The organism is Streptomyces sp. NPDC006551, from assembly GCF_040611675.1.
GTDB lineage: Bacteria > Actinomycetota > Actinomycetes > Streptomycetales > Streptomycetaceae > Streptomyces.
This window is the reverse complement of the sequence record NZ_JBEXOT010000070.1, coordinates 1-23,104: the sequence shown is the minus strand read 5'-3', so window position 1 is coordinate 23,104 and position 23,104 is coordinate 1. Positions and strand designations below refer to the sequence as shown.

Sequence of the window (23,104 nt, the reverse complement as noted above, 5' to 3'; positions counted from 1 at the left end):
CTGTGGTTGTGGGGGGGGGGGGGGGGCGAGTGGTTTGTTTGTTTGGGGTAGCAACAAATTTGTCGGGCGGGGGGGGGGGGGGGCCGCCCCCCCCCCCCCCCCCCACGCCTCGGGCGGCTACCGTCGCCACGCCTGGACCGGCGCCGACGCCGACTGCCGGCTCTGGTTCCGGATGCAGGCGGAGGCCCGCCGCCTGGACTACGAGGTCGACCGCAACGGCAACCAGTGGGCCTGGCTCGGCGACCCCGCCGCCGGGGACGCGGTCGTCACCGGCTCGCACCTGGACTCCGTGCCCGACGGCGGCGCCTTCGACGGTCCCCTCGGCGTCGTCTCCGCCTTCGCCGCGCTCGACGAACTCCGTCGCCGGGGAGTCCAGTTCAAGCGCCCTCTCGCCATCACCAACTTCGGTGACGAGGAGGGCGCCCGCTTCGGCCTCGCCTGCGTCGGCTCCAGGCTCACCGCCGGGCAGCTGACCAAGGACAAGGCGTACGAACTCCGTGATGCCGACGGGATCACGCTCCCGCAGGCGATGGAGGCCGCCGGGTACGACCCGGACGCCATCGGCCCCGACCCCGAGCGCCTCGCCCGGATCGGCGCCTTCGTCGAGCTCCACGTCGAGCAGGGCCGCGCTCTGGACCTGTCGGGCGACGCCATCGGCATCGCCTCCGCGATCTGGCCCCACGGCCGCTGGCGGTACGACTTCGCCGGCGAGGCCAACCACGCCGGCACCACCCGTCTCGTCGACCGCCGCGACCCGATGCTGACCTACGCCGAGACGGTTCTGGCAGCCCGCCGCGAGGCCGAGCTCGCCGGGGCCGTCGCCACCTTCGGCAAGATCGCGGTGGAGCCGAACGGTGTCAACGCCATCCCGTCCCTGGTCCGCGGCTGGCTCGACGCCCGCGCGGCCGACCAGCACGCGCTCGACACGGTGATCGCGGGGATCGAGACGGCCGCCCGCGACCACGCCGCCCGCCAGGGCATCGATCTCACCGTCGTACGGGAGTCCTTCACCCCGGTCGTGGAGTTCGCCCATACGCTCAGGGACGAGCTGGCCGGGATCCTCGGGGAGAAGACCCCGGTCCTCGGCACGGGCGCGGGACACGACGCCGGAATCCTCTCCGGCTCGGTCCCGACCGCCATGCTGTTCGTACGGAACCCCACCGGCGTCTCGCACTCCCCGGCCGAGTTCGCGGCCGAGGACGACTGCGTGGCCGGGGTCCTCGCACTCGCCGACGTACTGGAAGGGCTGGCGTGCAGGTGACGACGTACTGGCTCGAACACGCCTGGCTCGGCACGAATGTCGAGCCGGGCGTCACCCTGACGGTCGCGGACGGCCGCGTCACCGCCGTACGCGAGGAGGTCGCCACCCCGCCCCCCGGCGCCGTCGTCCTGCGCGGCCTCACGATCCCCGGCCTGGCGAACGCCCACTCGCACGCCTTCCACCGGGCCCTGCGCGGCACGGTCCAGGTCGGCTCCGGCACCTTCTGGACCTGGCGGGAGGTCATGTACCAGGTCGCGTCCCGGCTCACCCCCGAGACGTACCACGCCCTGGCGCGGGCCGTGTACGCCGAGATGGCGCTGGCCGGCATCACCTCCGTCGGCGAGTTCCACTACCTCCACCACGCCCCAGGCGGCACGCCGTACGCCGACCCCAACGCGATGGGCGAGGCCCTGATCGCCGCCGCCGCCGAGGCGGGCGTCCGCATCACCCTCCTCGACACCGCGTACCTCTCCTCCGGCTTCGGCGCAGCGCCCGAGCAGCACCAGCTCCGCTTCACCGACGGCACGGCGGACGCCTGGGCGGAACGGGTGTCGGCGCTCAAGGAGCGCGACGGCGTACGCATCGGGGCGGCGATCCACTCCGTGCGGGCGGTCCCGGCGGACCAGCTGGCCACGGTCGCGTCCTGGGCGCGCGAGCGGGGCGCGCCGCTGCACGTCCACCTCTCGGAGCAGACGGCGGAGAACGACGCCTGCCTCGCCGCCCACGGCCGCACACCGACCCAGCTCCTCGCCGACCACGGCGTGCTCGGCCCGCTGACGACCGGCGTCCACAACACGCACCTCACGGACACCGACATCGCGCTGATCGGCTCCTCGACGACCGGCACCTGCATGTGCCCGACGACGGAACGCGACCTCGCGGACGGCATCGGCCCGGCCGTCGCGCTCCAGCGGGCCGGCTCCCCGCTGTCGCTCGGCAGCGACAGCCATGCCGTCATCGACCTCCTGGAGGAGGCGCGCGCCATGGAGCTGAACGAGCGCCTGCGCTCGCGCACCCGCGGCCACTGGACGGCCGCGGCCCTGCTCCGGGCCGCCACCGCCGACGGCCACGCGTCCCTCGGCTGGGGCGAGGCGGGCCGCCTTGAGGAGGGCGCCCTCGCCGACTTCACGACGATCGCGCTCGACTCCGTCAGGACAGCGGGACCGGTGCCGCGTCTGGCAGCCGAGACGGCGGTATTCGCAGCGTCGGCCGCGGACGTGCGGCACACGGTCGTGGGCGGCCGTCACGTCGTACGGGACGGGGTCCACCAGTCCGTGCCGGACGTGCCCCGGGCCCTCGCCGACTCGATCGCCGCCCTGCGCGGCTGAAGGAGACACCTCTCACCATGAACACCGGCCCTGCGGCGACGAACAACCCCGCGGCGACCTCCGCCCCCACGAGCACGAACAGCCCCGTGGCGACCGCGGCCACCGCCATCGTCAACATCGCCAGCCTGGTCACCAACGATCCCTCCCTCGGTGATGGAACCGCCCTCGGTCTGATCCGGGACGCGGCAGTCGTCATCGACGGCGACCGCGTCGTCTGGGTCGGCGAATCAAGAGAAGCACCCGCCACTGACAACCGGGTCGACGCGGGCGGCCGGGCGGTGATCCCCGGGTTCGTGGACTCCCACTCGCACCTGGTCTTCGCGGGCGACCGCACGGCCGAGTTCAACGCCCGGATGTCCGGGCAGGCGTACGCGGCGGGCGGCATCCGCACGACGGTGGCGGCGACGAGGGCGGCGTCCGACACGGACCTGGAGCGCAACCTCACCCACTACCTGGCCGAGGCCCTCCGCCAGGGCACCACCACCTTCGAGACCAAGTCCGGCTACGGCCTCACCGTCGAGGACGAGGCCCGCGCCCTGCGGATCGCCGCCGCCCACACCGACGAGGTCACCTACCTCGGCGCCCACATCGTCTCCCCGGACTACGCCGACGACCCCGCCGCGTACGTCGGCCTCGTCACCGGCGAGATGCTGGACGCCTGCGCCCCGTACGCCCGTTGGATCGACGTCTTCTGCGAGAAGGGGGCCTTCGACGGGGACCAGGCGCGGGCGATCCTGACCGCCGGAAAGGCGAAGGGCCTGCACCCGCGCGTGCACGCCAACCAGCTCTCGTACGGCCCCGGTGTCCAGCTCGCCGTCGAACTGGACGCCGCCAGCGCCGACCACTGCACGCATCTGACGGACGCCGACGTCGACGCCCTGGCGAACTCCTCCACCGTCGCCACCCTCCTGCCGGGCGCCGAGTTCTCCACCCGCGCCCAGTGGCCGGACGCCCGCCGCCTCCTCGACGCGGGCGTGACGGTGGCCCTGTCGACGGACTGCAACCCCGGCTCGTCCTTCACCTCCTCCGTCCCCTTCTGCATCGCCCTCGCCGTACGGGACATGCGCATGACCCCGGACGAGGCGCTCTGGTCCGCCACCGCGGGAGGCGCGGCCGCGCTGCGCCGCACCGACATCGGCCGCCTCTCCCCCGGCGCCGCCGCGGACCTCGCGATCCTGGACGCCCCCTCCCACGTCCACCTGGCGTACCGCCCGGGCGTCCCTCTGGTCTCCGAGGTCTGGCGCCGGGGCCTCCGGGTCAGCCCCGTACCCCCCGTGTCCACGACCTAGCCTGAGGCCATGAAGACCATCGGCCTCATCGGCGGCATGAGCTGGGAGTCCAGCGCCGAGTACTACCGGCTCCTCAACGAACTCGTCCGCGAGCGGCTGGGCGGTCTGCACTCCGCGCGCTGCGTTCTGCACTCCGTCGACTTCGCCTGGAGCAGGACTTCTACCGCGACCGGCTCTCCTCCCACGGCCTCACCGTCCTCGTCCCCGGCGCCGACGACCGCGCCGCGGTGCACCGGATCATCTACGAGGAGCTGTGCCTCGGAGTCGTACGCGAGGAGTCCCGGGCCGTCTACCGGCAGGTCGTCGACCGTCTCGTCGCGGCGGGAGCGCGCGGCGTCGTCCTCGGCTGCACCGAGATCGAGCTGCTCCTCCGGCCGCAGGACAGCCCGGTCACCCTGTTCCCCACCACCCGCATCCACGCCGAGGCCGCGACCGCCGCCGCCCTCGCGGACCTTCCCCGCTGACCCACCCGGCAGCGTGTCCGGTCGCCGAACAGGTTATGCTCCGGCGCCTTTTCAGCCGACCGGAGGAACACGGATGAAACGACTCGCGTGCCGACTCGCGGCGCTCTGCGCCCTCTTGTTCGCGGGGGTGACTCCGCCGGCCGACGAGGCCCACGCGGCCGAGGCTCCGCCGCTGACAGCCGGGCACACCTACGCCCTGCGCTCCGAGGCCAACGGCATGTTCGTCGCCGCGGAGATCAACGCACCGGGCACCCAGGCCGGCAAGCTCCGGGCCCGCACCGCGGGCGGACCCGAAGCTCTGGGCTCCTGGGAGAAGTTCACCCTGCACACCGCCGACAAGGGCGTGACCGTCGCCCTGCGCTCCGAGGCGAACGGGCTCTACGTCACCACGGAGGTGAACTACAGCGACCCGTACGCGGGTCTGCTCCGCGCGCGCGGCGCGACCGTCGGCGACTGGCAGGCGTTCCGGCTGGAGCGGCAGTCGAACGGCACCTACGCGCTGAAGTCCAAGGCCACCGGCGCCTACGTCACCGCCGAGATCAACGACTCGGGTGCGGACCAGGCCATGCTGCGGGCGCGCGCCACCTCGGTCGGTTCATGGGAGCGCTTCGAGATGGTGGACCTCGGAGCCCCCGGAGAGGCGGACCTCCCCGCGCCCCGACTGCCCGCGACCGCCGAGGACTTCCGGGTCATGACCTGGAACGTCTGCGCCGGCACCAACGACACCTGCGGCAACCACCGGGTCACCGGGGACGTCCTCGCCGACCAGATCGTGGCGCGGCTGGGCGTGGCGGCCGCCGCCTACGACGCCGTCTTCCTCCAGGAGATGTGCGAGACGCACGCGAGGGCCATCGAGACCAGGCTGGAGGCCGCGACGAAGACCGGGTGGCACGTTCGGTTCGCACCCATCCGGTACACGGTCGACGGCTCGGCGCTCCAGGCCGCCAGGAACTGCGCCAAGGCCGGTACCGACGGCAACTGGACGGACCGTGGCGCGTACGGCATCGGGCTGGCCGTTCCGGAGGCGAGCACTTGGTACCGGGCCCATGCCCTGACCTCTCCGCCCAACGAGCTCGACGGTACGACCTGGACGAGGAAGGAGCAGCGCACGGTCCTGTGCGCCACCATCGAGGCGCGCGCCCTGCAGTTCTGCAACGCCCACTTCAGTTCCGGACTGACGTCGGACGACAGCACCGGGACGTACCGCGAGGAGCAGGCGGCGCAGCTGGAGAGCATCGTGCACGCCCAGACCCCGGCCGGCTACCGCACGGTCTTCGGTGGCGACCTCAACGTCGTACCGCCGGACTCGGCCGCTCCCGACGGCCCCAAGGGTGCTCTGACCGACCTGTACGCGGCGGACCGCGAGTGCGACGAGGGCCTGTGGCCGGAGCGTCCGCGTGACGGAAGGGCGACGAAGCCGCTGACCGGGCGGGAGATCAAGATCGACTACATCTTCGCTCCCGACGCCGCACAGATCGCGTGCGACGTCACGGCCGACGCCGGCCGGTCCGACCACTATCCGGTCACCGCGCGGATACGGCTGAGCGGCTGACGCGGAAGGGCCCGTCCGGTACGGACGGGCCCTTTCCACAAGCCTCCGGGTGACGCCGGGGGTCACTCCTCCAGCGTCAGTCCCTTGCGCAGCCTGCCGAGCGTGCGGGTGAGCAGCCGGGAGACGTGCATCTGGGAGATGCCGAGCTCCTCGCCGATCTCCGACTGGGTGAGGCCGGCGACGAAGCGCAGGGAGAGGATGCGCCGCTCGCGGGCCGGCAGCGAGGCGATCATCGGCTTGAGGGACTCGACGTACTCGATGCCCTCGATACCGTGATCCTCGTAGCCGATCCGGTCGGCGAGCGCGCCCTCGCCGTCGTCGTCCTCGGGCTGGGCGTCCAGCGAGCTCGCGGTGTACGCGTTGCTGGCCGTCATGCCCTCGACGACCTCGTCGCGGCTCAGATCGAGCTCCGCGGCGAGTTCGCCGACGGTCGGGGTGCGGTCGAGCCGCTGGGCCAGCTCGTCGCCGGCCTTGGCGAGGTCGAGGCGGAGCTCCTGAAGCCGTCGCGGTACGCGCACCGACCACGAGGTGTCGCGGAAGAAGCGCTTGATCTCGCCGATGATCGTCGGCATCGCGAAGGTGGGGAACTCGACGCCGCGGGAGAGTTCGAACCGGTCGATCGCCTTGATCAGGCCGATCGTGCCGACCTGGATGATGTCCTCCATCGGCTCGCTGCGGGAGCGGAAGCGGGAGGCGGCGAACTTGACCAGGGCGAGGTTGAGCTCGACGAGCGTGTTGCGGACGTACGCGTACTCGTGCGTGCCCTCCTCGAGGTCGTCGAGGCGGGCGAACAGGGTCTTCGAGAGCGCCCGGGCGTCCAGGGCCTCGACCTGGTCGAAGGGCGGGATCTCGGGAAGGCCGAGGCCGAGCTCGAGGTCGTGGGTGGGGGGCGGAGTTGCTGTCGACGACGCGTCGTGGGTACGCGGAGCGTCGAGCCGGGGTGACATGGTCTCCTCCATCGTTCCTTCTTGCTGCGGTTTGCGGCGCCTCCAAAGCCGGCCGTGTCGGATGTTCTCTCCTAGCCCTATCGTCTCGGCGGGGATCGTTGCAAGTGCCAATTGTCCTGTTTGTGTACTTATAGGGCAGAGGTCGGCTGCCATGGGGGGCGCGGACCTTGTATGGTTCGACCACGTCAACCGGCATCCGCGAGAGCGAGAAGAGGCACGGGAATGGACCGCCAGAACGTCGGCAGCGCGCAGTCGGGACGACTGCGGGTCGAGGTCCGGACCGTGGGGGCGAGCGAGATCCTCACTCCGGTGGGTGAGCTCGATCACCACACCGCCGACCTGTTGCGTGCGCCACTGGACGAGGCGCTCGACGCCGGTCGCTCACGGCTCGTGGTCGACTGCTCACGCCTCGATTTCTGTGACTCCACCGGGCTCAACGTGCTGTTGGGCGCCCGGCTGAAGGCCGACGCCGCCGGGGGAGGGGTCCACCTGACCGGGATGCGGCCCGTGGTGGCGCGGGTCTTCGAGATCACCGGTGCGGACGTCGTCTTCACCGTGCACGACTCCCTCGCGGCGGCTCTCCCCGCCGAGTGACGGGTGTCGTGAGGGAAAGGCCGGGCAGAAGAGCCCCGGTTTCGTCCTTTGTCTGGTGAATCGGTTGAATCGGTGAGGTGAAGCGCTGATGGACACTGCTGCCGGTGGCAGGGAGGTCGAGGAGGCCACGAGCCACGGCGCGGGTGCCGCCTCCGTCGGTGCGCGTTCCGGTGCCGATGCCGCCGATGCGGCGGCTGCCCGTGCCGACCTCGACGTACGGACCCTCTCGCTCGGCGCCGCCAGTGGCACCGTCCCGCTCGCCCGCGACTTCACGAGGACGGCGCTCTACGACTGGGGCTGGCTGCCCGCCGCCACCGCCGAGGCCAGGGCCGCCGCCGAGGACGTCCTGCTCGTCGTCTCCGAACTGGTCACCAACGCCTGCCTGCACGCCGAGGGCCCCGAGGCGCTGAGCGTCCGGCGCCGCGCGAAGGTGCTGCGCCTGGAGGTCGTCGACCGCGGCGCCGGACAGCCCGCGCCGCGCACCCCGCACCGGGCCGGCCGGCCCGGCGGACACGGCATGTTCATCGTGCAGCGGCTCTGCCTCGACTGGGGCATCGAGCGCACGCCCGGCGCCCCCGGCAAGACGGTCTGGGCGGAACTGGCCGCTCCGGCCTAGGACTCGGGCGCGGCCGCCGGCCGCCCCGGACGCGGACGAGGGTGCGGCCACCGGTCGCTCCCGTCCAGGACTCGGGTGCGGCTGCCGGTCGCTCCCGCCGGATGTCACGGCCTGCTCGTCATCGATCACACCCGCCGGACGCCCACCCTGCTCGTCGTCGGTCGCTCCCGGCGACCGCGCGCACTTCACCCTTCCCTTTGTCTTCCCTCCACAACGCCCCGGGCGTACCTTGACGCCCAATCTGATGTGCCGTCAGTAACTTTGCGGTGAGGGGTGCTTGGGGTGCCGTACCGGAGGAGAACAGCTTTCGCGCTGACCGTGGCGGCGGCGGGCTCGGTGGTGCTGGCCTCCGCTCCCACCGCACAGGCCGCCGTCGTCGACGTGGACTACGCCTGCGAGACGAAGATCGGGCCCAAGGGCGCGGTCTCGCCCGTCGACATCGAGGCCGTCCGGAACGGCGGCTCCTACACGATCACCATGTCCTTCGAGAAGGGCGTCTCCGACAGCCCGGTCGAACTCCCCAAGGGCGTCATGACCCCACGCGCCGACCTCCGGCTCGGCGGTGCCGACACGGGCACGATCAAGGTCAAGGGAACCCCGAACACCGCGGCGATCCCTCCCGACACCCCCATCAAGATCGGGCGGTTGACGGGGACGTACACCCCGAAGAAGAGCGGCAAGGTCACCTTCACCGCCGGGGTGCTCACCGTCCACGCCCTCGGGATGGACGCCGCCGTCTGCACACCGAAGAACAACCCCAGGCCTTCGCTGGAGCTGGAGGTCACCGCCGCGGGCGGGTCCGCCGGCCAGAGCTCCGAGGACACCGGGTCCTCGGGCGGCGGCGAACTGCCCAGGACCGGCCCGCTCGACTCCGCGACGGCGCTCGGCACCCTCGGCGGCACGGTACTGCTGACCGGCGCGGCCGGGGTGCTCTGGCTCACGCGGCGCACGGCGCGCTGATGCGGGGCGTGTGGGCCGGGGCGGGGGCCGCCGTCGCCACGCTGCTGGGCGCCGTGGCGGCGGCGCCCCCGCCGGGGTGGACGGCGGCACCGGCCGAGCGGCGGCCGTACGTCTATCTGGAGGGCGCGGCCGGGAGCGTGCTGCAGGACACCCTGTCCCTGACCAACCCCGGCGCGGAACCGCTCACGGTGCGGCTGAGCGGCCAGGGAGCCCCTTTCGCGTTCGCCGCGCGGGCCGTCACGGTCCCGGCGCGGACCCGCGCCGACGTGCCGTTCACCGTGACCGTCACGGCCGGCACCTCGCCCGGGGAGCACCGGGGCGCGGTCCTCGCGGCGGCCGGTGGCCGGGAGGAGCGGGTCCCGGTGCATCTGCGGGTGAGCGGACAGAGTCTGGCGGCACTCACCGTCGAGGAGGTACGGATCGACGGCGCGGGCACCCTGCGCTACACCCTGGTCAACCGGGGCAACACGGTCCTCGCCCCACACCTCTCGGTGCGTGCCGAAGGGGTCTTCGGAACGGTCCTCGACCGCCCCTCCCGCGCGCTGCCCGTCACCCTGCGACCCGGCGAACGGGTCACCCGTACCGAGCGTTGGCCCGACCCTCCCGCCCTCGACTCGATCACGGTCGATCTGCGCGCCACGGCTCCCGGCGCTCCGCCCGCGACCGCCCGTGCCGAGGCGGTCTTCCTCGCCCGGGGCCCGGTCGCCGCCGGGGCGGGCGCCCTGCTCGCGGCGGCAGCGGGAACGTACGCGGTCCGCCGCCGGATCCGGCCGGGGGCGGGGCCCGAAGAACCGGCGCGTCGAAGCCCCTCGGGAAGTCCCTCGGCCGAGGCGACGGCAGGAGCGAAACGATGAGCGTGACGGTCCCGGCGCGGAACACGCGACCGGCCACCCCTCTCCGACGGAGGCCGCGGAGGCGTCGGCCGGTCGCCGCCGTGCTCGCCCTGCTGGCCGGCCTCCTGTGGGGAATGCTGCCCGCCGCGCGGACGCCCGCCTCGGCCGCCCCCGGGCCCACCGTGGCCCTGTCGCGGACCGAGGGCGGCAAGGGCGGAGAGATCACCGTGAGCGGGACGGGGTGGAAGCCCGGCGCCCTTCTCATGCTGCTGATCTGCGGCCAGTCCGCGCCCGGCAGGGGTGTCATCGGCGGCACCAACTCCTGCGCCAACACGATGGGAAGAGCCGCCACCGTCGACGCCGAGGGGGACTTCAGCCAGAAGGTGCCGATCGCCGAGCCGCCCAAGCCCTGCCCGTGCGTCGTGCACGTCGCCGGTGTCACCGGCCGACAGGACGTCGTGGACGTCGCGTTCACGGTCGCCGGCCACCCCGCCGCCCCGCTGCCCGACGCCTCCGGCGACGGCAGGCTCGCCGTGCTCGACTCGGCACGCCTGGACGGATCCAGCGGCGTACTCGTCTGGTTCGGCGCCCCGGCCCAGCGCGAGATCGTCTTCACCGTCGGCAACCTCGGCCCCGCCGCCGTCAAGGACCCGGTCTTCCGGGTCGGCACCAGCCACGGCGTCTTCTCGCCGCAGTACGAGGAGCGGCAGTGGCGCGGCACGATCGAGCCCGGCGGGAAGGCCCTGATCAGGCTCCCCGTCGAGCTGTCGGCGGGCGCGCACGGCGACTACCAGGTCTCGGTGAGGTACGCCGGGAAGGTTCTGGTCGAGCAGCCGTGGGGAGTGGACCGGCCCTGGGGCGTGACGCTGTTCTGGCTGCTGCTCGCCGTGGTCGTCCCGGCCGCGCTCTTCCGGATCGGCATGGCGGTGGTGGACCGGGTACGCCCGGGCGGCGGCGCGTCCCACCACCGGCGCCGCACCACTCCCGTACGGGGACCCGTGCGCCGTCCACCCGTACGCACCCCCGGACCCGTCCCCGACCGGGACGGCGCCACCACGGTCCTGCCGTGGTTCACCCCCGACTCCGCACCGTCAGAGAACAGTCCGACGACGAAGGGACATTCGTGAGCACGCAACGGAGGATGAGCGCGGCCGGAGTCGCGCTGATGCTCGGCGGCGCGGGGATCCTGCTGGCCGCCAGCCCCGCTCAGGCCGCCGAGGTCTCGTTCAGGACCGAGTGCATACCGCCGGCGATCTCCGGCATGCCGCCGGTACAGGGCACCACCAAGGTGCTCATCACCGCGCCGGCGGAGGCGAAGGTCGGCGACGAGGTGGAGGTCGTCTGGAAGACGGTCGAGGCCGCGTCCAAGAACCCCGACGTCATCGACCTGGAGAAGGACACGGTCAAGCCCACCGGCGTCATCAAGGTGGGCGGCGCGGCGAGCGGCACGCTGAACATGGAGGGACCGCGGCAGAATCCGCCGATCCCCAAGAACAGCCCGATGGTGCTGCCGGACATGAAGGGCAGACTGAAGCTGGAGAAGGCGGGCGAGATCACGCTGACGCCGGACAAGTACAACATCAATGTCTCCAAGCCGATGTCGACGGACACGAAGTGCTCGCCGAAGGAGACGGTGGCGGTCGCGGCGACGATCAAGGTGACGGACGGCGGGGGCGGTTCTTCGTCCGGCGGTACGACGTCCAGCGGCGGCACGAGTACGTCCGGAGGGTCCACGTCCGGCGGCTCGACGTCCGGAGGGTCCACGTCCGGCGGCGGAGGCGGGCAGACCGACTTCGTCGGCAAGGAGGTCTCGGTCCAGTTCTCCTGCCAGTCGCCGGGACCGGCGAACATCACCTCCAAGGTGACCGTCAACGCCAAGAAGAACGGCGGAGCCTTCGACCTCACCGTGAAGACCGCCAAGGGCGTCATGGACAGCCCCGCCCCGCTCCCCGCCGGGGCGCTCAAGCCCTCCATGGCGGTCAAGCTCGGCGGCGCGGACAGCGGCACGGTCAAGGTCGAGGGCCCGGCGAACCCCGCCCCGCTCGAACAGGGCAAGCCGGTCGACCTGCCGGACATGAAGGGCACGTACAAGCCGGGAGCCACCGGCAAGGCCACGCTCAGCCCCGGCACCCTGACCATCAACGTCTCGCTCGGCGGCTCGCCGATCGTGATCCCCTGCCAGGTCAAGGGCAGTGTCCAGGCGTCCCTGGAACTCGACACGACCAAGCAGGACGGCGGCGCCTCCGGCGGCGGCGGTGACACCACCGCGGGCGGCGGTACCAGCGGCGGTACGAGCGGCTCCGGCGGCGGCCTCGCCGAAACCGGCGCCGAGGACGAGGGCGCCCTGCGCGCGCTCGCCCTGGTGGCCGGCACGGTGATCCTCCTCGGCGGGGCGGTGTTCACGTTCACCCCGTGGGCCAGGCTCAGGCGCTGACGTACGGGCGCGAACGGCGGAGGGCCGCCGCACCGAATCCGGTGCGGCGGCCCTCAGGTCCGTACGGACGGAGACGTCAGTGGACGCTGCCCATGAGCGTCTGGACCTTCTTGCGGTACATGTAGATCGCGAAGCCGGCCGCGACGGCGAGCGTCGCCTGCATCGCGATGATCCCGGTCCCGTTCAGGTCCACGCCCGCGATGGAGAGCAGACCCGTCGTGCAGTCACCGGCGGTGACGGCGAGGAACCAGACGCCCATCATCTGCGAGGCGTACTTCTTCGGCGCCATCTTCGTGGTGACGGAGAGGCCGACGGGGGAGAGGCACAGCTCACCGATGGTCTGGATCATGTAGATCGAGACGAGCCACATCGGGGAGACCAACGTGCCGTCACCCGACATGTTCATCGGGACGATGAACACGAAGAAGGAGGCGCCGACGAGGACCAGACCCATCGCGAACTTCACGATGGTGTTCGGCTCCTGGTTCTTGCGGGCCAGCCACAGCCACAGCCAGGCGAAGACCGGGGCCAGCGCCATGACGAAGAGCGGGTTCAGGGACTGGTACCAGGTGGCGGAGAAGCCGAGTCCGAAGACGCTGCCGGCGGTCTTGCCGTCCGCGAAGAGCGACAGGGTCGAGCCACCCTGGTCGTAGATCATCCAGAAGATGGCGGCGGCGACGAAGAACCAGATGTAGCCGTTCATCTTCGACTGCTCGGACGCGTCGAGGTCCTTGTCGCGCTTGATGCGGGCCAGGACGGCGATCGGGATGAGCAGACCGGCGACGGTCAGCGGGACCAGCGCCCAGTTCAGCGTGTACAGGCCGAGGGCGACGACGATGCCGTAGAAGACGGCCACGAGGGCGACGACGAGAGCGACCTTGGTGATGATCGCCTTGCGCTCGTCGGCGGAGAGCGGGTTCGGGACCTCGCTGCTCTTCGGGTTGAGGCTCTTGGCGAAGCCCAGGAAGACGGCGAGACCCAGGCCCATGCCGACCGCGGCGAGGGCGAAGCCGAGGTGCCAGTTGACTTCCTTGCCGATCGTTCCGATGAGGAGCGGAGCGACGAAGGCGCCGAGGTTGATGCCGACGTAGAAGAGCGTGAAGCCGCCGTCACGACGCGGGTCCTCGGGACCGTCGTAGAGGTGGCCCACCATCGTCGAGATGTTGGCCTTGAGGAGGCCCGAGCCGACGGCCACCAGCGCGAGGCCGACGAAGAACATCGCCGAGCCGGGCAGGGCCAGCGAGACGTGACCAGCCATGATCACGAAACCGGCGATGGTGACGGTCTTGCGCGCGCCCCAGACGCGGTCGCCGAACCAGCCACCCGGCATCGCCATCAGGTAGACCATCGAGACGTACACCGAGTAGATGGCCGTGGCGGTGGCCGCCTTCATCGCCAGACCGCCGCCCTGGCTGCCCAAGGCGGCGTCGGCGCCGCCGGAGACCAGGTAGTAGACCAGCAGGGCCCGCATCCCGTAGTAGGAGAAGCGCTCCCACATCTCGGTGAAGAAGAGAGTGGTCAGGCCGCGGGGGTGGCCGAGAAACGTCTTCTGGTACCGGGGAACTCCGGTCGAAGCCGTCGTCAGGCTGGACGCCATGTCGATCCTTGCTCTGTCGGGACGCGCGCCTCGTGAGCGTGGTGCGCCCGGTGGGGGAGGCCGGCACCGGCGAGGAGCGGTCGCGCCCCGCCGGGATCCACGCCCCGCGACGCGGTAGCGCGTCACCGGACCCGGCCCACAGGTCATTCACCGTCTACAAGGTTGGCGAAGCCGACCTCGCGCGAAAAGAGACCTTTGGCGCACGAAGCGTGCCAAAGGTCCCCGATTACCGCTACAGACGTCTCGCCACCATACGACACGACAGCGGCCCATATGGAAGGGCTTGAGAGATGGATCACAGGTAATCAGGGAACCGCAGACCGTCATTCGAAGGTCATCTGCTGACTGGTCACCTGTTACCCAGGGCCTGTGCTCACCCGGTGGATCACGCCCCGGGGTGTCCCCCGTGCGGACTACCATCACTCCATGACCCGTGTACTGCTCGCCGAGGACGACGCATCCATCTCGGAACCGCTGGCCCGCGCCCTGCGGCGGGAGGGGTACGAGGTCGAGGTGCGGGAGGACGGGCCGACCGCCCTCGACGCCGGACTCAAGGGCGGGGTCGACCTCGTCGTCCTCGATCTCGGGCTGCCCGGCATGGACGGCCTGGAGGTCGCCCGCCGGCTGCGCTCCGAGGGGCACGCGATCCCGATCCTGGTCCTGACCGCACGCGCCGACGAGGTCGACACCGTCGTCGGGCTCGACGCCGGCGCCGACGACTACGTCACCAAGCCGTTCCGTCTCGCCGAGCTTCTCGCCCGGGTCCGGGCCCTGCTCCGGCGCGGCGCCACCGAGCCGGCCGTCGCCCCGGCCACGCACGGCGTGCGGATCGACGTCGAGTCGCACCGCGCCTGGATGGGCGACGAGGAGCTCCAGCTCACGGCCAAGGAGTTCGACCTGCTCCGGGTCCTCGTCCGGGACGCCGGCCGGGTCGTGACCAGGGACCAGCTGATGCGGGAGGTCTGGGACACGACCTGGTGGTCGTCGACCAAGACCCTCGACATGCACATCTCCTGGCTGCGCAAGAAGCTGGGCGACGACGCTGCCAACCCGCGCTACATCGCCACGGTCCGAGGCGTCGGCTTCCGCTTCGAGAAGAGCTAGGGGGCTGTCTCGCCGATCAGGCCGCCCGGCACGATCGGCCGGACTGGGCCTGTCCGACGGATCCGGGCCGCCGCGCCCGGGACCGTAGGCTCGACGGGCAACACCGTCATCCCGCCCGGAGGGCATGCACCGTGCGCCGCAGGCTGATCAACTCCACGCTCGCCGTGGTCCTCGTCGTCATCGCCGTCTTCGGGGTGTCCCTCGTCATCGTCGAGACGCGGACCATCTCCAGCAGCGCCCAGGAGAGCGTGGACTCCGAGGCGCTGCGCCTGGTCGCCATCGTCGACGGCCGTCTCATCGGCGGGGAGCCCGTCAACCCCGACATCCTCGCCGAGCAGAGCGGCGCCAAGCGGTACGCCCTGATCGAGATCCCCGGCCGCGCCCCCATCGAGATCGGCACCCGCCCCGAGGGCAGCGTCATCCGCGCCACCGCCGACGGCGAGCGCGGTGAGACCGTGACCGTCGAGGAGTCCCGGTCCACCGTCACCGCCGAGGTCGGGCGCACCCTCCTGATCATCGGCGCCGTGGCCCTGCTCGCCGTCGTAGCCGCCGTTCTGCTCGCCGTACGACAGGCCAACAAGCTGGCGTCCCCGCTCACCGACCTCGCCGAGACCGCCGAGCGGCTCGGTTCGGGCGATCCGCGCCCACGCCACCGGCGGTACGGCGTGCCCGAGCTGGACCGGGTCGCCGACGTCCTGGACGCCTCCGCCGAGCGGATCGCCCGGATGCTCACCGCCGAACGCCGGCTCGCCGCCGACGCCTCGCACCAGCTCCGTACGCCGCTCACCGCCCTGTCCATGCGGCTGGAGGAGGTGGCGGTCGCCGACGACCTGGACACCGTCAAGGAGGAGGCGACGATCGCGCTCACCCAGGTCGAGCGGCTCACCGACGTCGTCCAGCGGCTGCTCACCAACTCCCGGGACCCCCGTACCGGCTCCGCCATCGCCTTCGACCTCGACGAGGTCGTCAAGCAGCAGATCGAGGAGTGGCGCCCCGCCTACCGCAGCGCGGGCCGGGCGATCGTCCACTCCGGCAAGCAGGGCATGCGCGCGGTGGGCACCCCGGGGGCGGTGGCCCAGGTCCTCGCCGCGCTGATCGAGAACTCGCTCATGCACGGCGGCGGCACCGTCGCCCTGCGCACCCGGGTCATCGGCAACCAGGCCGTGATCGAGGTCACCGACGAGGGGCCGGGGGTCCCGGCCGACCTCGGTGCGCGGATCTTCGAGCGGACCATCAGCGGCCGCAACTCCACCGGCATCGGCCTCGCGGTCGCCCGCGACCTCGCGGAGGCGGACGGGGGCCGGCTGGAGCTGCTACAGCAGCAGCCGCCGGTGTTCGCGCTCTTCCTGAGCCGCGAGGTCAGACGCCACACGGACCAGGAGCGCCCGGTCCGCTAGGAGATTTCTCCCGGACCGGAGAGCGGAGAGGTCACACGCGGTCGGGCTGCTTCCTGACCGCCTGCCGCGGAGCCTGCTCCAGGAACGATTCGGCGGTCTGTACGGCCTCCCGGGCCGGCAGCGTACGGAACACCCAGGTGCGGTACGACCAGAAGCGGAACAGCGTCGCGACGCCGATGCCGAAGAACTTGAAGAAGTTGCTCTGCAGCGGGGTGTCCCAGCCGAACCCGTACGTCGCCGCGTACAGGATGCCGTTCTGGATCACCAGTCCGACGACGCTGAACAGGAAGAAGAGCGTCAGCTCCTTCGTCCGGCTGCTCTTGTCGCGGTCCCGGTAGGTGAAGTACCGGAAGCCCAGGTAGTTGAACGCGATCGCGACGACGGTGGCGATGATGCTCGCCCGCACGACCGGCAGGTCCGTGAGATGGCGTACGAGATTGAACACCCCGAGGTCCACCAGAAGCCCGACACCACCGACCGCGCCGAACTTGGCGAACTCGCGGGTGAGCTGATCAAGCCGCACGCGCAGTGCGCTCTTCTCAGTCATGGTGATCGCTCAGCCCCGTCCTTCGGATGATGTCAACCCAGCCATGCTAACCAGCCCGCCTGTCACCCGCCTGTGGACATCGCAAACCATGGGAAAACCCCGCTTCACTGTGCCAAAGCACAGGCGGATGAGGCTTCCCGCCTCGTGCGGATACCCTAGGAGGGTGACGTTCCCGGTAGTCGGCATGGTCGGTGGCGGTCAGCTCGCCCGTATGACCCACGAGGCGGGCATCCCCCTCGGCATCAAGTTCAAGCTCCTCAGTGACACCCCGCAGGACTCGGCGGCCCAGGTGGTGAGCGACGTCGTCATCGGCGACTATCGCGACCTGGACACGCTGCGTGACTTCGCACGCGGCTGTGACGTGATCACCTTCGATCACGAGCACGTGCCGACCGAACACCTGCGGGCCCTGGAAGCGGACGGCATCCCCGTCCGCCCGGGGCCCGACGCGCTGGTGCACGCCCAGGACAAGGGGGTGATGCGCGCCAGACTCGACGAGATCGGCGCGCCGAGCCCACGCCACCGCATCGTCGCCGACCCGGCGGACGCGGCGGCCTTCGCCGCCGAGGTGGGCGGCTTCCCGATCATCCTCAAGACCGTGCGCGGCGGCTACGACGGCAAGGGCGTCTGGTTCGTCCGTACGGAGGCAGACGCCCGCGACCCGTTCCTCGCCGGCGTTCCGGTGCTCGCCGAGGAGAAGGTCGACTTCGCGCGCGAGCTCGCGGCGAACATCGTCCGCTCCCCGCACGGCCAGGCCGTCGCCTACCCCGTCGTCGAGTCCCGGCAGGTCGACGGCGTCTGCGACACGGTGATCGCGCCCGCTCCCGACCTCTCCGACGAGCTGGCCGGGCAGGCGCAGGAGCTGGCGCTGCGCATCGCCGACGAGCTCGGCGTCGTCGGTCATCTGGCCGTCGAGCTCTTCGAGACCGCCGACGGGCGGATCCTCGTCAACGAGCTCGCCATGCGCCCCCACAACTCCGGCCACTGGACCCAGGACGGGGCGATCACCTCGCAGTTCGCCAACCACGTCCGCGCCGTCCTCGACCTGCCGCTGGGCGATCCGCGACCGCGCGCGCCCTGGACGGTCATGTGCAATGTGCTGGGCGGGGACTACCCCGACATGTACTACGCGTACCTGCACTGCATGGCCCGCGATCCGCAGCTCAAGATCCATATGTATGGCAAGGACGTGAAGCCCGGCCGCAAGGTGGGGCACGTCAACACCTACGGCGACGACCTGGACGACGTGCTGGAGCGCGCGCGTCACGCCGCCGGCTATCTGCGAGGAACGATCACCGAATGAGCAGCCCCGTTGTCGGCATCGTCATGGGATCCGACTCCGACTGGCCCGTCATGGAGGCCGCGGCGCAGGCCCTGGACGAGTTCGAGATCGCGTACGAGGTCGACGTCGTCTCCGCGCACCGCATGCCGCGCGAGATGATCGCGTACGGCGAGGAGGCCGCCGACCGCGGTCTGAAGGCGATCATCGCGGGCGCGGGCGGCGCCGCCCATCTGCCGGGCATGCTCGCCTCGGTCACCCCGCTGCCCGTCATCGGTGTCCCGGTCCCGCTGAAGTACCTCGACGGCATGGACTCGCTGCTCTCCATCGTGCAGATGCCCGCCGGTGTGCCGGTGGCCACGGTCTCCGTCGGCGGCGCCCGCAACGCCGGTCTGCTCGCCGCCCGGATCATCGCCGCGCACGACCCGGAGCTGCTCGCCCGGATGCGGGAGTTCCAGCAGGAGCTGAACGACCAGGCGACCGAGAAGGGAAAGCGGCTGCGGAACAAGGTCGAGGGCTCGGAGTCCTTCGGATTCGCCAGGTGAGCGCGGCGGACCGCCCGGCGCGGGAGCGCCTCGCGGAGGCGCGCGAACTGCTCGCCTCCGCGCCCGTCGTCGACGGTCACAACGATCTGCCGTGGGCCCTTCGGGAGCACGCCCGCTACGACCTGGACCGCATGGACATCGCGGCCGACCAGAGCGGCGCCCTCCACACCGACCTGGCCCGGCTGCGGGCCGGCGGCGTCGGCGCCCAGTTCTGGTCCGTGTACGTGCCGTGCTCGCTGACCGGGGACGACGCGGTCAGCGCCACCCTGGAGCAGATCGACGTCGTCGACCAGCTCCTCGCGCGGTACGCGGGGGAGCTGGCCCCGGCCCTCACCGCGGACGACATGGAGTCGGCCCGGCGGCAGGGCCGTATCGCCTCCCTGAAGGGCGCCGAGGGCGGCCACTCCATCAACAACTCCCTCGCCACCCTGCGCGCGCTGCACACCCTCGGCGTGCGCTACATGACGCTCACCCACAACGACAACACCGCGTGGGCGGACTCGGCGACCGACGAGCCGGGAGTCGGCGGGCTCTCGCCCTTCGGCCACGAGGTCGTCCGGGAGATGAACCGGATCGGCATGCTCGTGGACCTCTCGCACGTCGCCGCGACGACGATGCGGGACGCGCTCGACACCTCCGTCGCGCCGGTGATCTTCTCGCACTCCTCGTCCCGGGCGGTCTGCGACCACCCGCGGAACATCCCCGACGACGTGCTGGAGCGGCTGCCGGCCAACGGGGGCGTGGCGATGGCCACGTTCGTACCGAAGTTCATCCTGCAGGCGGCCGTGGAGTGGACGAACCGGGCCGACGAGAACATGCGGGCGCACGGGCTGCACCACCTGGACACCACCCCGCGGGCGATGAAGATCCACCGCGCCTTCGAGGCGGACAACCCGCGTCCGATCGCCACCGCCGCCACGGTCGCCGACCACCTCGACCACATGCGTGAGGTGGCCGGCATCGACCACATCGGCATCGGCGGCGACTACGACGGTACGGCGTTCACCCCGGCCGGTCTCGACGATGTCGCCGGCTACCCGAACCTGATCGCGGAACTGCTGACCCGCGGCTGGTCCCACGCCGACCTCACCAAGCTGACCTGGTCCAACGCGGTCCGCGCACTGCGGGACGCGGAGGCGGTCTCCCGCGGCTTGCCGGCGACCCGGGGCCCGTCGAACGCGACGATCGAGTCGCTGGACGGGCTGCCCGCCTGAGGTCCCCGACGTGGTGACACGCGACGGCCCCGCTTCGGCGGGGCCGTCGCGCGTACCGGCACCGGCGCCGGCGGCGTCCCCCCGGACCGGTGGCGTCCCCCGGACGCACCAGTCCACCGCGACCGGGGAAGGGACGGGTGGCACGGTGGGCGGTACTGCCTCACCGAGTTCGGAGTCACCTCATGGCAGATCTGCTGGACGACCCCCCTGACCTGTCTGCCGCTTCCGCCGCCGCCGGAGAGCTCGATCCCCAGGGGCCGCCGCCGCCCCCGACGGACGCGGACGAACACGCCCGTGCCCTCCTGGCCGCGTATCCGGTCGTCGAGGGGTACGCGGACCTCGCCGAGCTCCCCGATCCCGAGGAGCTGCCCCCGCTCCGGGCCGAGGGGGTGGGGACGCAGTTCTGGTCCCTGCACGCCGGGCCCGGCGACGACGCGGTCGTCGAGACGCTGCGCCGGATCGACACGGTACGAACCCTCGTCGCCGCCTGCCCGGAACACCTGCGGCTCGCGCGGACCACGGCGGAGATCGCCGACGCCGCCAACTGCGGCCGGGCCGCGGCGCTGCTGGGGCCCGTGAGCGCCACCGCCCTCGGCGGCTCGCTGGCCACGCTCCGGGCGTACCACCTCCTCGGTGTCCTGGCGGTGACGCTGTCCGGCCTCGACCGCTTCGACCGCTTCGCCCACGACGCGGTACGGGAGATGAACCGGCTGGGCGTCCTCGTGGACCTCTCGGGCGCCACCCCGGACACGATGCGCGGCGCTCTGGCGGTCACCAAGGCGCCGGTCCTGCTGACCCGTGGGGAGCCGGAGGCGCTGCCGGACGACGTCCTGGCCCTGTTGGGCGAGAACGGCGGTGTGTGCATGATTCCGGTGACGGAGGGCGCCTCCGCCACGGCAGACGCCCTGGACCGGCTGCGCGCCCTGGCCGGACCGGGTTCGGTGGGCCTCTCGCACTGCCCGGACCCGGGGTCCGGCTACCGGGAGCTCGTCGTGGAGCTCCTCCAGCGGGGCTGGCCGGACCAGGACGTCCGCGCCCTCACCCGCACCAACGCGACCCGCGCCCTACGCGAATCCGAGTTCCGCTCCCGCGCCACCCGCCTCCGCCGCCCGGCCTGAGACCGGGATCCGCCGCTCGGCGGCCTGCCTGGCGCCCGGGGCCTAGGGCTCGGCGGCGTGCCTGAGACCGGGGCCCCGCCACCGGCGTCCCGCCCGAGAGCCGGGATCCGCCGCTCGGCGGCCTGCTGGCGCCCGGGGCCTAGTGCTCGGCGGTGTGCCTGAGACCGGGCCCCGCCACCGGCGTCCCGCCCGAGAGCCGGGACCCGGCGCTCGGTGGCCTGCACGGCGCCCAGGACCTAACGCTCGGCGGCCTGCCTGACATCTGTGCCCCGCCCTGCGGCGGCACGCCGCCACCAGCCCCGGTCCCGTCCCGGGCCTGCGGAGCCCGGTCCCGTCCCGGGCCTGCGGAGTCCGGCCCCGTCCGCCCGGGCGGAGCCCCGCCCCGCCCCGCCGCTACGCCCGCGGGCGGCCCATCGCCCGGTACAGCCAGCCCGCCTCGCGCCACAGCGTCGCGTCCAGCGCGTTGCGGCCGTCCAGGATCACCCGTGACGTGACGACCTCCCCGAGCTCCGCCGGGTTCAGGGCGTCGCGGAACTCGCGCCACTCCGTCAGGTGCAGCACCACGTCCGCCCCTCGTACCGCCTCCAGCGCCGTCTCCGCGTACCCCAGCGTCGGGAACAGCCGGCGCGCGTTGTCCATGCCCTTCGGGTCGTAGACCGTCACCTGTCCGCCCTGCAGATGGATCTGGCCCGCCACGTTCAGCGCCGGCGAGTCCCGCACGTCGTCCGAGTCGGGCTTGAACGTCGCGCCGAGCACCGCCACCCGCTTGCCCAGGAACGACCCGCCGCCCAGCGCGTCGCGCGCCATCGCGACCATCTGGCCGCGCCGCCGCATGTTGATGGAGTCGATCTCGCGGAGGAACGTCAGCGCCTGGTCCGCACCCAGCTCGCCCGCCCGTGCCATGAACGCCCGGATGTCCTTCGGCAGGCAGCCCCCGCCGAAGCCGATCCCCGCCCGCAGGAACTTGGACCCGATCCGCTCGTCGTAGCCGATCGCCTCCGCGAGCTGCGCGACGTCACCGCCGGCGGCCTCGCACACCTCCGCCATCGCGTTGATGAAGGAGATCTTGGTCGCCAGGAAGGAGTTCGCCGCGGTCTTCACCAGCTCCGCCGTCGGGAAGTCCGTCACCACGAACGGCGAGCCCTCGCCGATCGGCCCGGCATACACCTCGCGCAGCACCTTCTCCGCGCGCTCGCCGCGCACGCCGACCACGATCCGGTCCGGACGCAGCGTGTCCTGGACGGCGAAGCCCTCCCGCAGGAACTCCGGGTTCCACGCGAGGTCGACGCCTTCCGGCAGCAGCCCCGCGAGCCGCTCCGCCGAACCGACCGGCACGGTCGACTTGCCGACGACCAGTGAGCCCGAGCGCACCACGCCGGCGAGCGAGGCGAAGGCGGCGTTGACGTACGACATGTCGCACGCGTACTCGCCGTGCTTCTGCGGAGTGTTCACACACACGAAGTGGACGTCGCCGAACTCGCCGATCTCCTCCCAGGAGGTCGTGAAGCGCAGCCGCCCCGTGGACCCCTCGATCCCGGCGGCGTGCCGGGCGAGCAGCTCCTCGAGCCCGGGCTCGTACATCGGGACCCGGCCCGCCGACAGCATCTCGATCTTCTCGGGTACGACGTCGAGTCCGAGGACCTCGAAGCCCAGCTCCGCCATGGCCGCTGCGTGCGTCGCGCCGAGGTAGCCGGTGCCGATCACGGTGATCTTGAGGGCCATGCGGGACTCCATGTGCGTGCAGGCGGAAAATGCCTGCCCGAGCATAGTCCGGGCGGGCGCGAACGTACCGCGCGCTGCCGCGTGCTGTCGGGAAGCTCACCTGGCTCAGGAGGCGAACCACGCCCTAAAATTTGGGTTACTTAACGGTAGTTAGCGTTCTAGGGGAGCTCGGGATCATGGGCAAGGACTTCGACCTTTATCGTCCGTTGGAGGAGCACGACATGCTCCGGGAGACGGTTCGTGCGCTGGCGGAGGCGAAGATCGCGCCGTTCGCGGCGGCGGTGGACGAGGAGGGCCGGTTCC

At 71.9% G+C, this 23,104-nt stretch carries 20 protein-coding genes and 2 pseudogenes; 18 read left to right on the top strand and 4 right to left on the bottom strand.

Annotation, left to right across the window (positions count from 1 at the left end):
* Positions 1 to 109: 109 nt before the first annotated feature.
* The 5 genes and pseudogenes from ABZY12_RS33120 to ABZY12_RS33100 form a co-directional block, all read left to right on the top strand.
* A pseudogene (locus ABZY12_RS33120) lies at positions 110 to 1,261 on the top strand (allantoate amidohydrolase); the annotation flags it as partial.
* Positions 1,252 to 2,589 (top strand): formimidoylglutamate deiminase, encoded by a 1,338-nt coding sequence (locus ABZY12_RS33115; RefSeq protein WP_356896950.1) that lies wholly within the window; start codon positions 1,252 to 1,254, stop codon positions 2,587 to 2,589. The pseudogene ABZY12_RS33120 and the gene ABZY12_RS33115, both read left to right, overlap by 10 nt.
* A 17-nt stretch (positions 2,590 to 2,606) precedes the next feature.
* Positions 2,607 to 3,878: an imidazolonepropionase gene (gene hutI / locus ABZY12_RS33110; RefSeq protein ID WP_356896948.1), complete on the top strand. Its 1,272-nt coding sequence runs from the start codon at positions 2,607 to 2,609 to the stop codon at positions 3,876 to 3,878.
* A 9-nt stretch (positions 3,879 to 3,887) separates the two neighbouring features.
* Positions 3,888 to 4,342: pseudogene (locus ABZY12_RS33105) on the top strand (aspartate/glutamate racemase family protein).
* A gap of 73 nt (positions 4,343 to 4,415) precedes the next feature.
* Positions 4,416 to 5,894 carry an endonuclease/exonuclease/phosphatase family protein gene (locus ABZY12_RS33100; protein WP_356896946.1) on the top strand — a complete coding sequence of 493 codons (1,479 nt, stop codon included), beginning with the start codon at positions 4,416 to 4,418 and terminating at the stop codon, positions 5,892 to 5,894.
* A 62-nt stretch (positions 5,895 to 5,956) separates the two neighbouring features.
* Here the strand turns inward: ABZY12_RS33100 and ABZY12_RS33095 are convergent, their stop codons facing one another.
* Positions 5,957 to 6,853, bottom strand: coding sequence for an RNA polymerase sigma factor SigF (locus ABZY12_RS33095; protein ID WP_356896944.1), 897 nt, complete (start codon positions 6,851 to 6,853; stop codon positions 5,957 to 5,959).
* A 210-nt stretch (positions 6,854 to 7,063) separates the two neighbouring features.
* On the opposite strand from ABZY12_RS33095, the gene ABZY12_RS33090 reads away from it, so the two are divergent.
* The 6 genes from ABZY12_RS33090 (at position 7,064) to ABZY12_RS33065 (ending at position 12,278) form a co-directional block, all read left to right on the top strand.
* Positions 7,064 to 7,435 carry an STAS domain-containing protein gene (locus ABZY12_RS33090; RefSeq protein ID WP_356896942.1) on the top strand — a complete coding sequence of 124 codons (372 nt, stop codon included), beginning with the start codon at positions 7,064 to 7,066 and terminating at the stop codon, positions 7,433 to 7,435.
* An 88-nt stretch (positions 7,436 to 7,523) separates the two neighbouring features.
* Entirely contained in the window at positions 7,524 to 8,051 is a 528-nt protein-coding gene (locus ABZY12_RS33085; protein WP_356896940.1) for an ATP-binding protein, read from the top strand.
* A 282-nt stretch (positions 8,052 to 8,333) separates the two neighbouring features.
* Positions 8,334 to 9,011 (top strand): peptidase, encoded by a 678-nt coding sequence (locus ABZY12_RS33080; RefSeq protein WP_356896938.1) that lies wholly within the window; start codon positions 8,334 to 8,336, stop codon positions 9,009 to 9,011.
* The gene (locus ABZY12_RS33075; protein ID WP_356896936.1) at positions 9,011 to 9,865 is read left to right on the top strand and encodes a hypothetical protein; all 855 of its coding nucleotides are present in this window, start codon (positions 9,011 to 9,013) and stop codon (positions 9,863 to 9,865) included. Before ABZY12_RS33080 ends, ABZY12_RS33075 begins: the two co-directional genes overlap by 1 nt.
* Before the next feature lie 113 nt (positions 9,866 to 9,978).
* Complete coding sequence (locus ABZY12_RS33070) at positions 9,979 to 10,971, top strand: hypothetical protein (RefSeq protein ID WP_356896954.1); 993 nt, start codon at positions 9,979 to 9,981, stop codon at positions 10,969 to 10,971.
* Between the two features lie 14 nt (positions 10,972 to 10,985).
* On the top strand, positions 10,986 to 12,278 hold the full coding sequence (locus tag ABZY12_RS33065) for a hypothetical protein (protein WP_356896934.1): 1,293 nt from the start codon (positions 10,986 to 10,988) through the stop codon (positions 12,276 to 12,278).
* A 76-nt stretch (positions 12,279 to 12,354) separates the two neighbouring features.
* On the opposite strand, the gene ABZY12_RS33060 is transcribed toward ABZY12_RS33065, so the two are convergent.
* Entirely contained in the window at positions 12,355 to 13,875 is a 1,521-nt protein-coding gene (locus ABZY12_RS33060; RefSeq protein ID WP_356896932.1) for an oligopeptide:H+ symporter, read from the bottom strand.
* Positions 13,876 to 14,301: 426 nt separating this feature from the next.
* Here ABZY12_RS33060 and ABZY12_RS33055 point away from each other — a divergent pair, with 426 nt between their 5' ends.
* Positions 14,302 to 14,979 (top strand): response regulator transcription factor, encoded by a 678-nt coding sequence (locus ABZY12_RS33055; RefSeq protein WP_356896930.1) that lies wholly within the window; start codon positions 14,302 to 14,304, stop codon positions 14,977 to 14,979.
* Between the two features lie 131 nt (positions 14,980 to 15,110).
* Positions 15,111 to 16,376 carry an ATP-binding protein gene (locus ABZY12_RS33050; protein WP_356896928.1) on the top strand — a complete coding sequence of 422 codons (1,266 nt, stop codon included), beginning with the start codon at positions 15,111 to 15,113 and terminating at the stop codon, positions 16,374 to 16,376.
* A gap of 31 nt (positions 16,377 to 16,407) precedes the next feature.
* On the opposite strand, the gene ABZY12_RS33045 is transcribed toward ABZY12_RS33050, so the two are convergent.
* Positions 16,408 to 16,923, bottom strand: coding sequence for a GtrA family protein (locus ABZY12_RS33045; protein WP_356896926.1), 516 nt, complete (start codon positions 16,921 to 16,923; stop codon positions 16,408 to 16,410).
* A gap of 163 nt (positions 16,924 to 17,086) precedes the next feature.
* On the opposite strand from ABZY12_RS33045, the gene ABZY12_RS33040 reads away from it, so the two are divergent.
* The 4 genes from ABZY12_RS33040 (at position 17,087) to ABZY12_RS33025 (ending at position 21,079) form a co-directional block, all read left to right on the top strand.
* Positions 17,087 to 18,226 carry a 5-(carboxyamino)imidazole ribonucleotide synthase gene (locus tag ABZY12_RS33040; RefSeq protein ID WP_356896924.1) on the top strand — a complete coding sequence of 380 codons (1,140 nt, stop codon included), beginning with the start codon at positions 17,087 to 17,089 and terminating at the stop codon, positions 18,224 to 18,226.
* Positions 18,223 to 18,747, top strand: coding sequence for a 5-(carboxyamino)imidazole ribonucleotide mutase (gene purE / locus ABZY12_RS33035; RefSeq protein WP_356896922.1), 525 nt, complete (start codon positions 18,223 to 18,225; stop codon positions 18,745 to 18,747). Before ABZY12_RS33040 ends, purE begins: the two co-directional genes overlap by 4 nt.
* On the top strand, positions 18,744 to 19,961 hold the full coding sequence (locus tag ABZY12_RS33030; protein ID WP_356896920.1) for a dipeptidase: 1,218 nt from the start codon (positions 18,744 to 18,746) through the stop codon (positions 19,959 to 19,961). The genes purE and ABZY12_RS33030 overlap by 4 nt, the downstream gene beginning before the upstream one ends.
* 182 nt (positions 19,962 to 20,143) lie before the next feature.
* Complete coding sequence (locus ABZY12_RS33025; protein ID WP_356896918.1) at positions 20,144 to 21,079, top strand: membrane dipeptidase; 936 nt, start codon at positions 20,144 to 20,146, stop codon at positions 21,077 to 21,079.
* Between the two features lie 393 nt (positions 21,080 to 21,472).
* Here ABZY12_RS33025 and ABZY12_RS33020 read toward each other — a convergent pair whose 3' ends face one another.
* On the bottom strand, positions 21,473 to 22,801 hold the full coding sequence (locus ABZY12_RS33020; protein ID WP_356896916.1) for a UDP-glucose/GDP-mannose dehydrogenase family protein: 1,329 nt from the start codon (positions 22,799 to 22,801) through the stop codon (positions 21,473 to 21,475).
* Between the two features lie 176 nt (positions 22,802 to 22,977).
* Between ABZY12_RS33020 and ABZY12_RS33015 the strand changes: the two genes are divergently transcribed.
* Positions 22,978 to 23,104: acyl-CoA dehydrogenase family protein (locus ABZY12_RS33015; protein WP_356896952.1), on the top strand; the 127-nt coding region annotated here is incomplete at its 3' end.

Coding starts and splice junctions, on each gene's coding strand:
- ABZY12_RS33020 (WP_356896916.1), bottom strand. CDS start 22,801: ATGGCCCTCAAGATCACCGTGATCGGCACCGGCTACCTCGGCGCGACG.
- ABZY12_RS33100 (WP_356896946.1), top strand. CDS start 4,416: ATGAAACGACTCGCGTGCCGACTCGCGGCGCTCTGCGCCCTCTTGTTC.
- ABZY12_RS33075 (WP_356896936.1), top strand. CDS start 9,011: ATGCGGGGCGTGTGGGCCGGGGCGGGGGCCGCCGTCGCCACGCTGCTG.
- ABZY12_RS33085 (WP_356896940.1), top strand. CDS start 7,524: ATGGACACTGCTGCCGGTGGCAGGGAGGTCGAGGAGGCCACGAGCCAC.
- ABZY12_RS33095 (WP_356896944.1), bottom strand. CDS start 6,853: ATGGAGGAGACCATGTCACCCCGGCTCGACGCTCCGCGTACCCACGAC.
- ABZY12_RS33060 (WP_356896932.1), bottom strand. CDS start 13,875: ATGGCGTCCAGCCTGACGACGGCTTCGACCGGAGTTCCCCGGTACCAG.
- purE (WP_356896922.1), top strand. CDS start 18,223: ATGAGCAGCCCCGTTGTCGGCATCGTCATGGGATCCGACTCCGACTGG.
- ABZY12_RS33045 (WP_356896926.1), bottom strand. CDS start 16,923: ATGACTGAGAAGAGCGCACTGCGCGTGCGGCTTGATCAGCTCACCCGC.
- ABZY12_RS33070 (WP_356896954.1), top strand. CDS start 9,979: ATGCTGCCCGCCGCGCGGACGCCCGCCTCGGCCGCCCCCGGGCCCACC.
- ABZY12_RS33090 (WP_356896942.1), top strand. CDS start 7,064: ATGGACCGCCAGAACGTCGGCAGCGCGCAGTCGGGACGACTGCGGGTC.
- ABZY12_RS33065 (WP_356896934.1), top strand. CDS start 10,986: ATGAGCGCGGCCGGAGTCGCGCTGATGCTCGGCGGCGCGGGGATCCTG.
- ABZY12_RS33025 (WP_356896918.1), top strand. CDS start 20,144: ATGGCAGATCTGCTGGACGACCCCCCTGACCTGTCTGCCGCTTCCGCC.
- ABZY12_RS33055 (WP_356896930.1), top strand. CDS start 14,302: ATGACCCGTGTACTGCTCGCCGAGGACGACGCATCCATCTCGGAACCG.
- hutI (WP_356896948.1), top strand. CDS start 2,607: ATGAACACCGGCCCTGCGGCGACGAACAACCCCGCGGCGACCTCCGCC.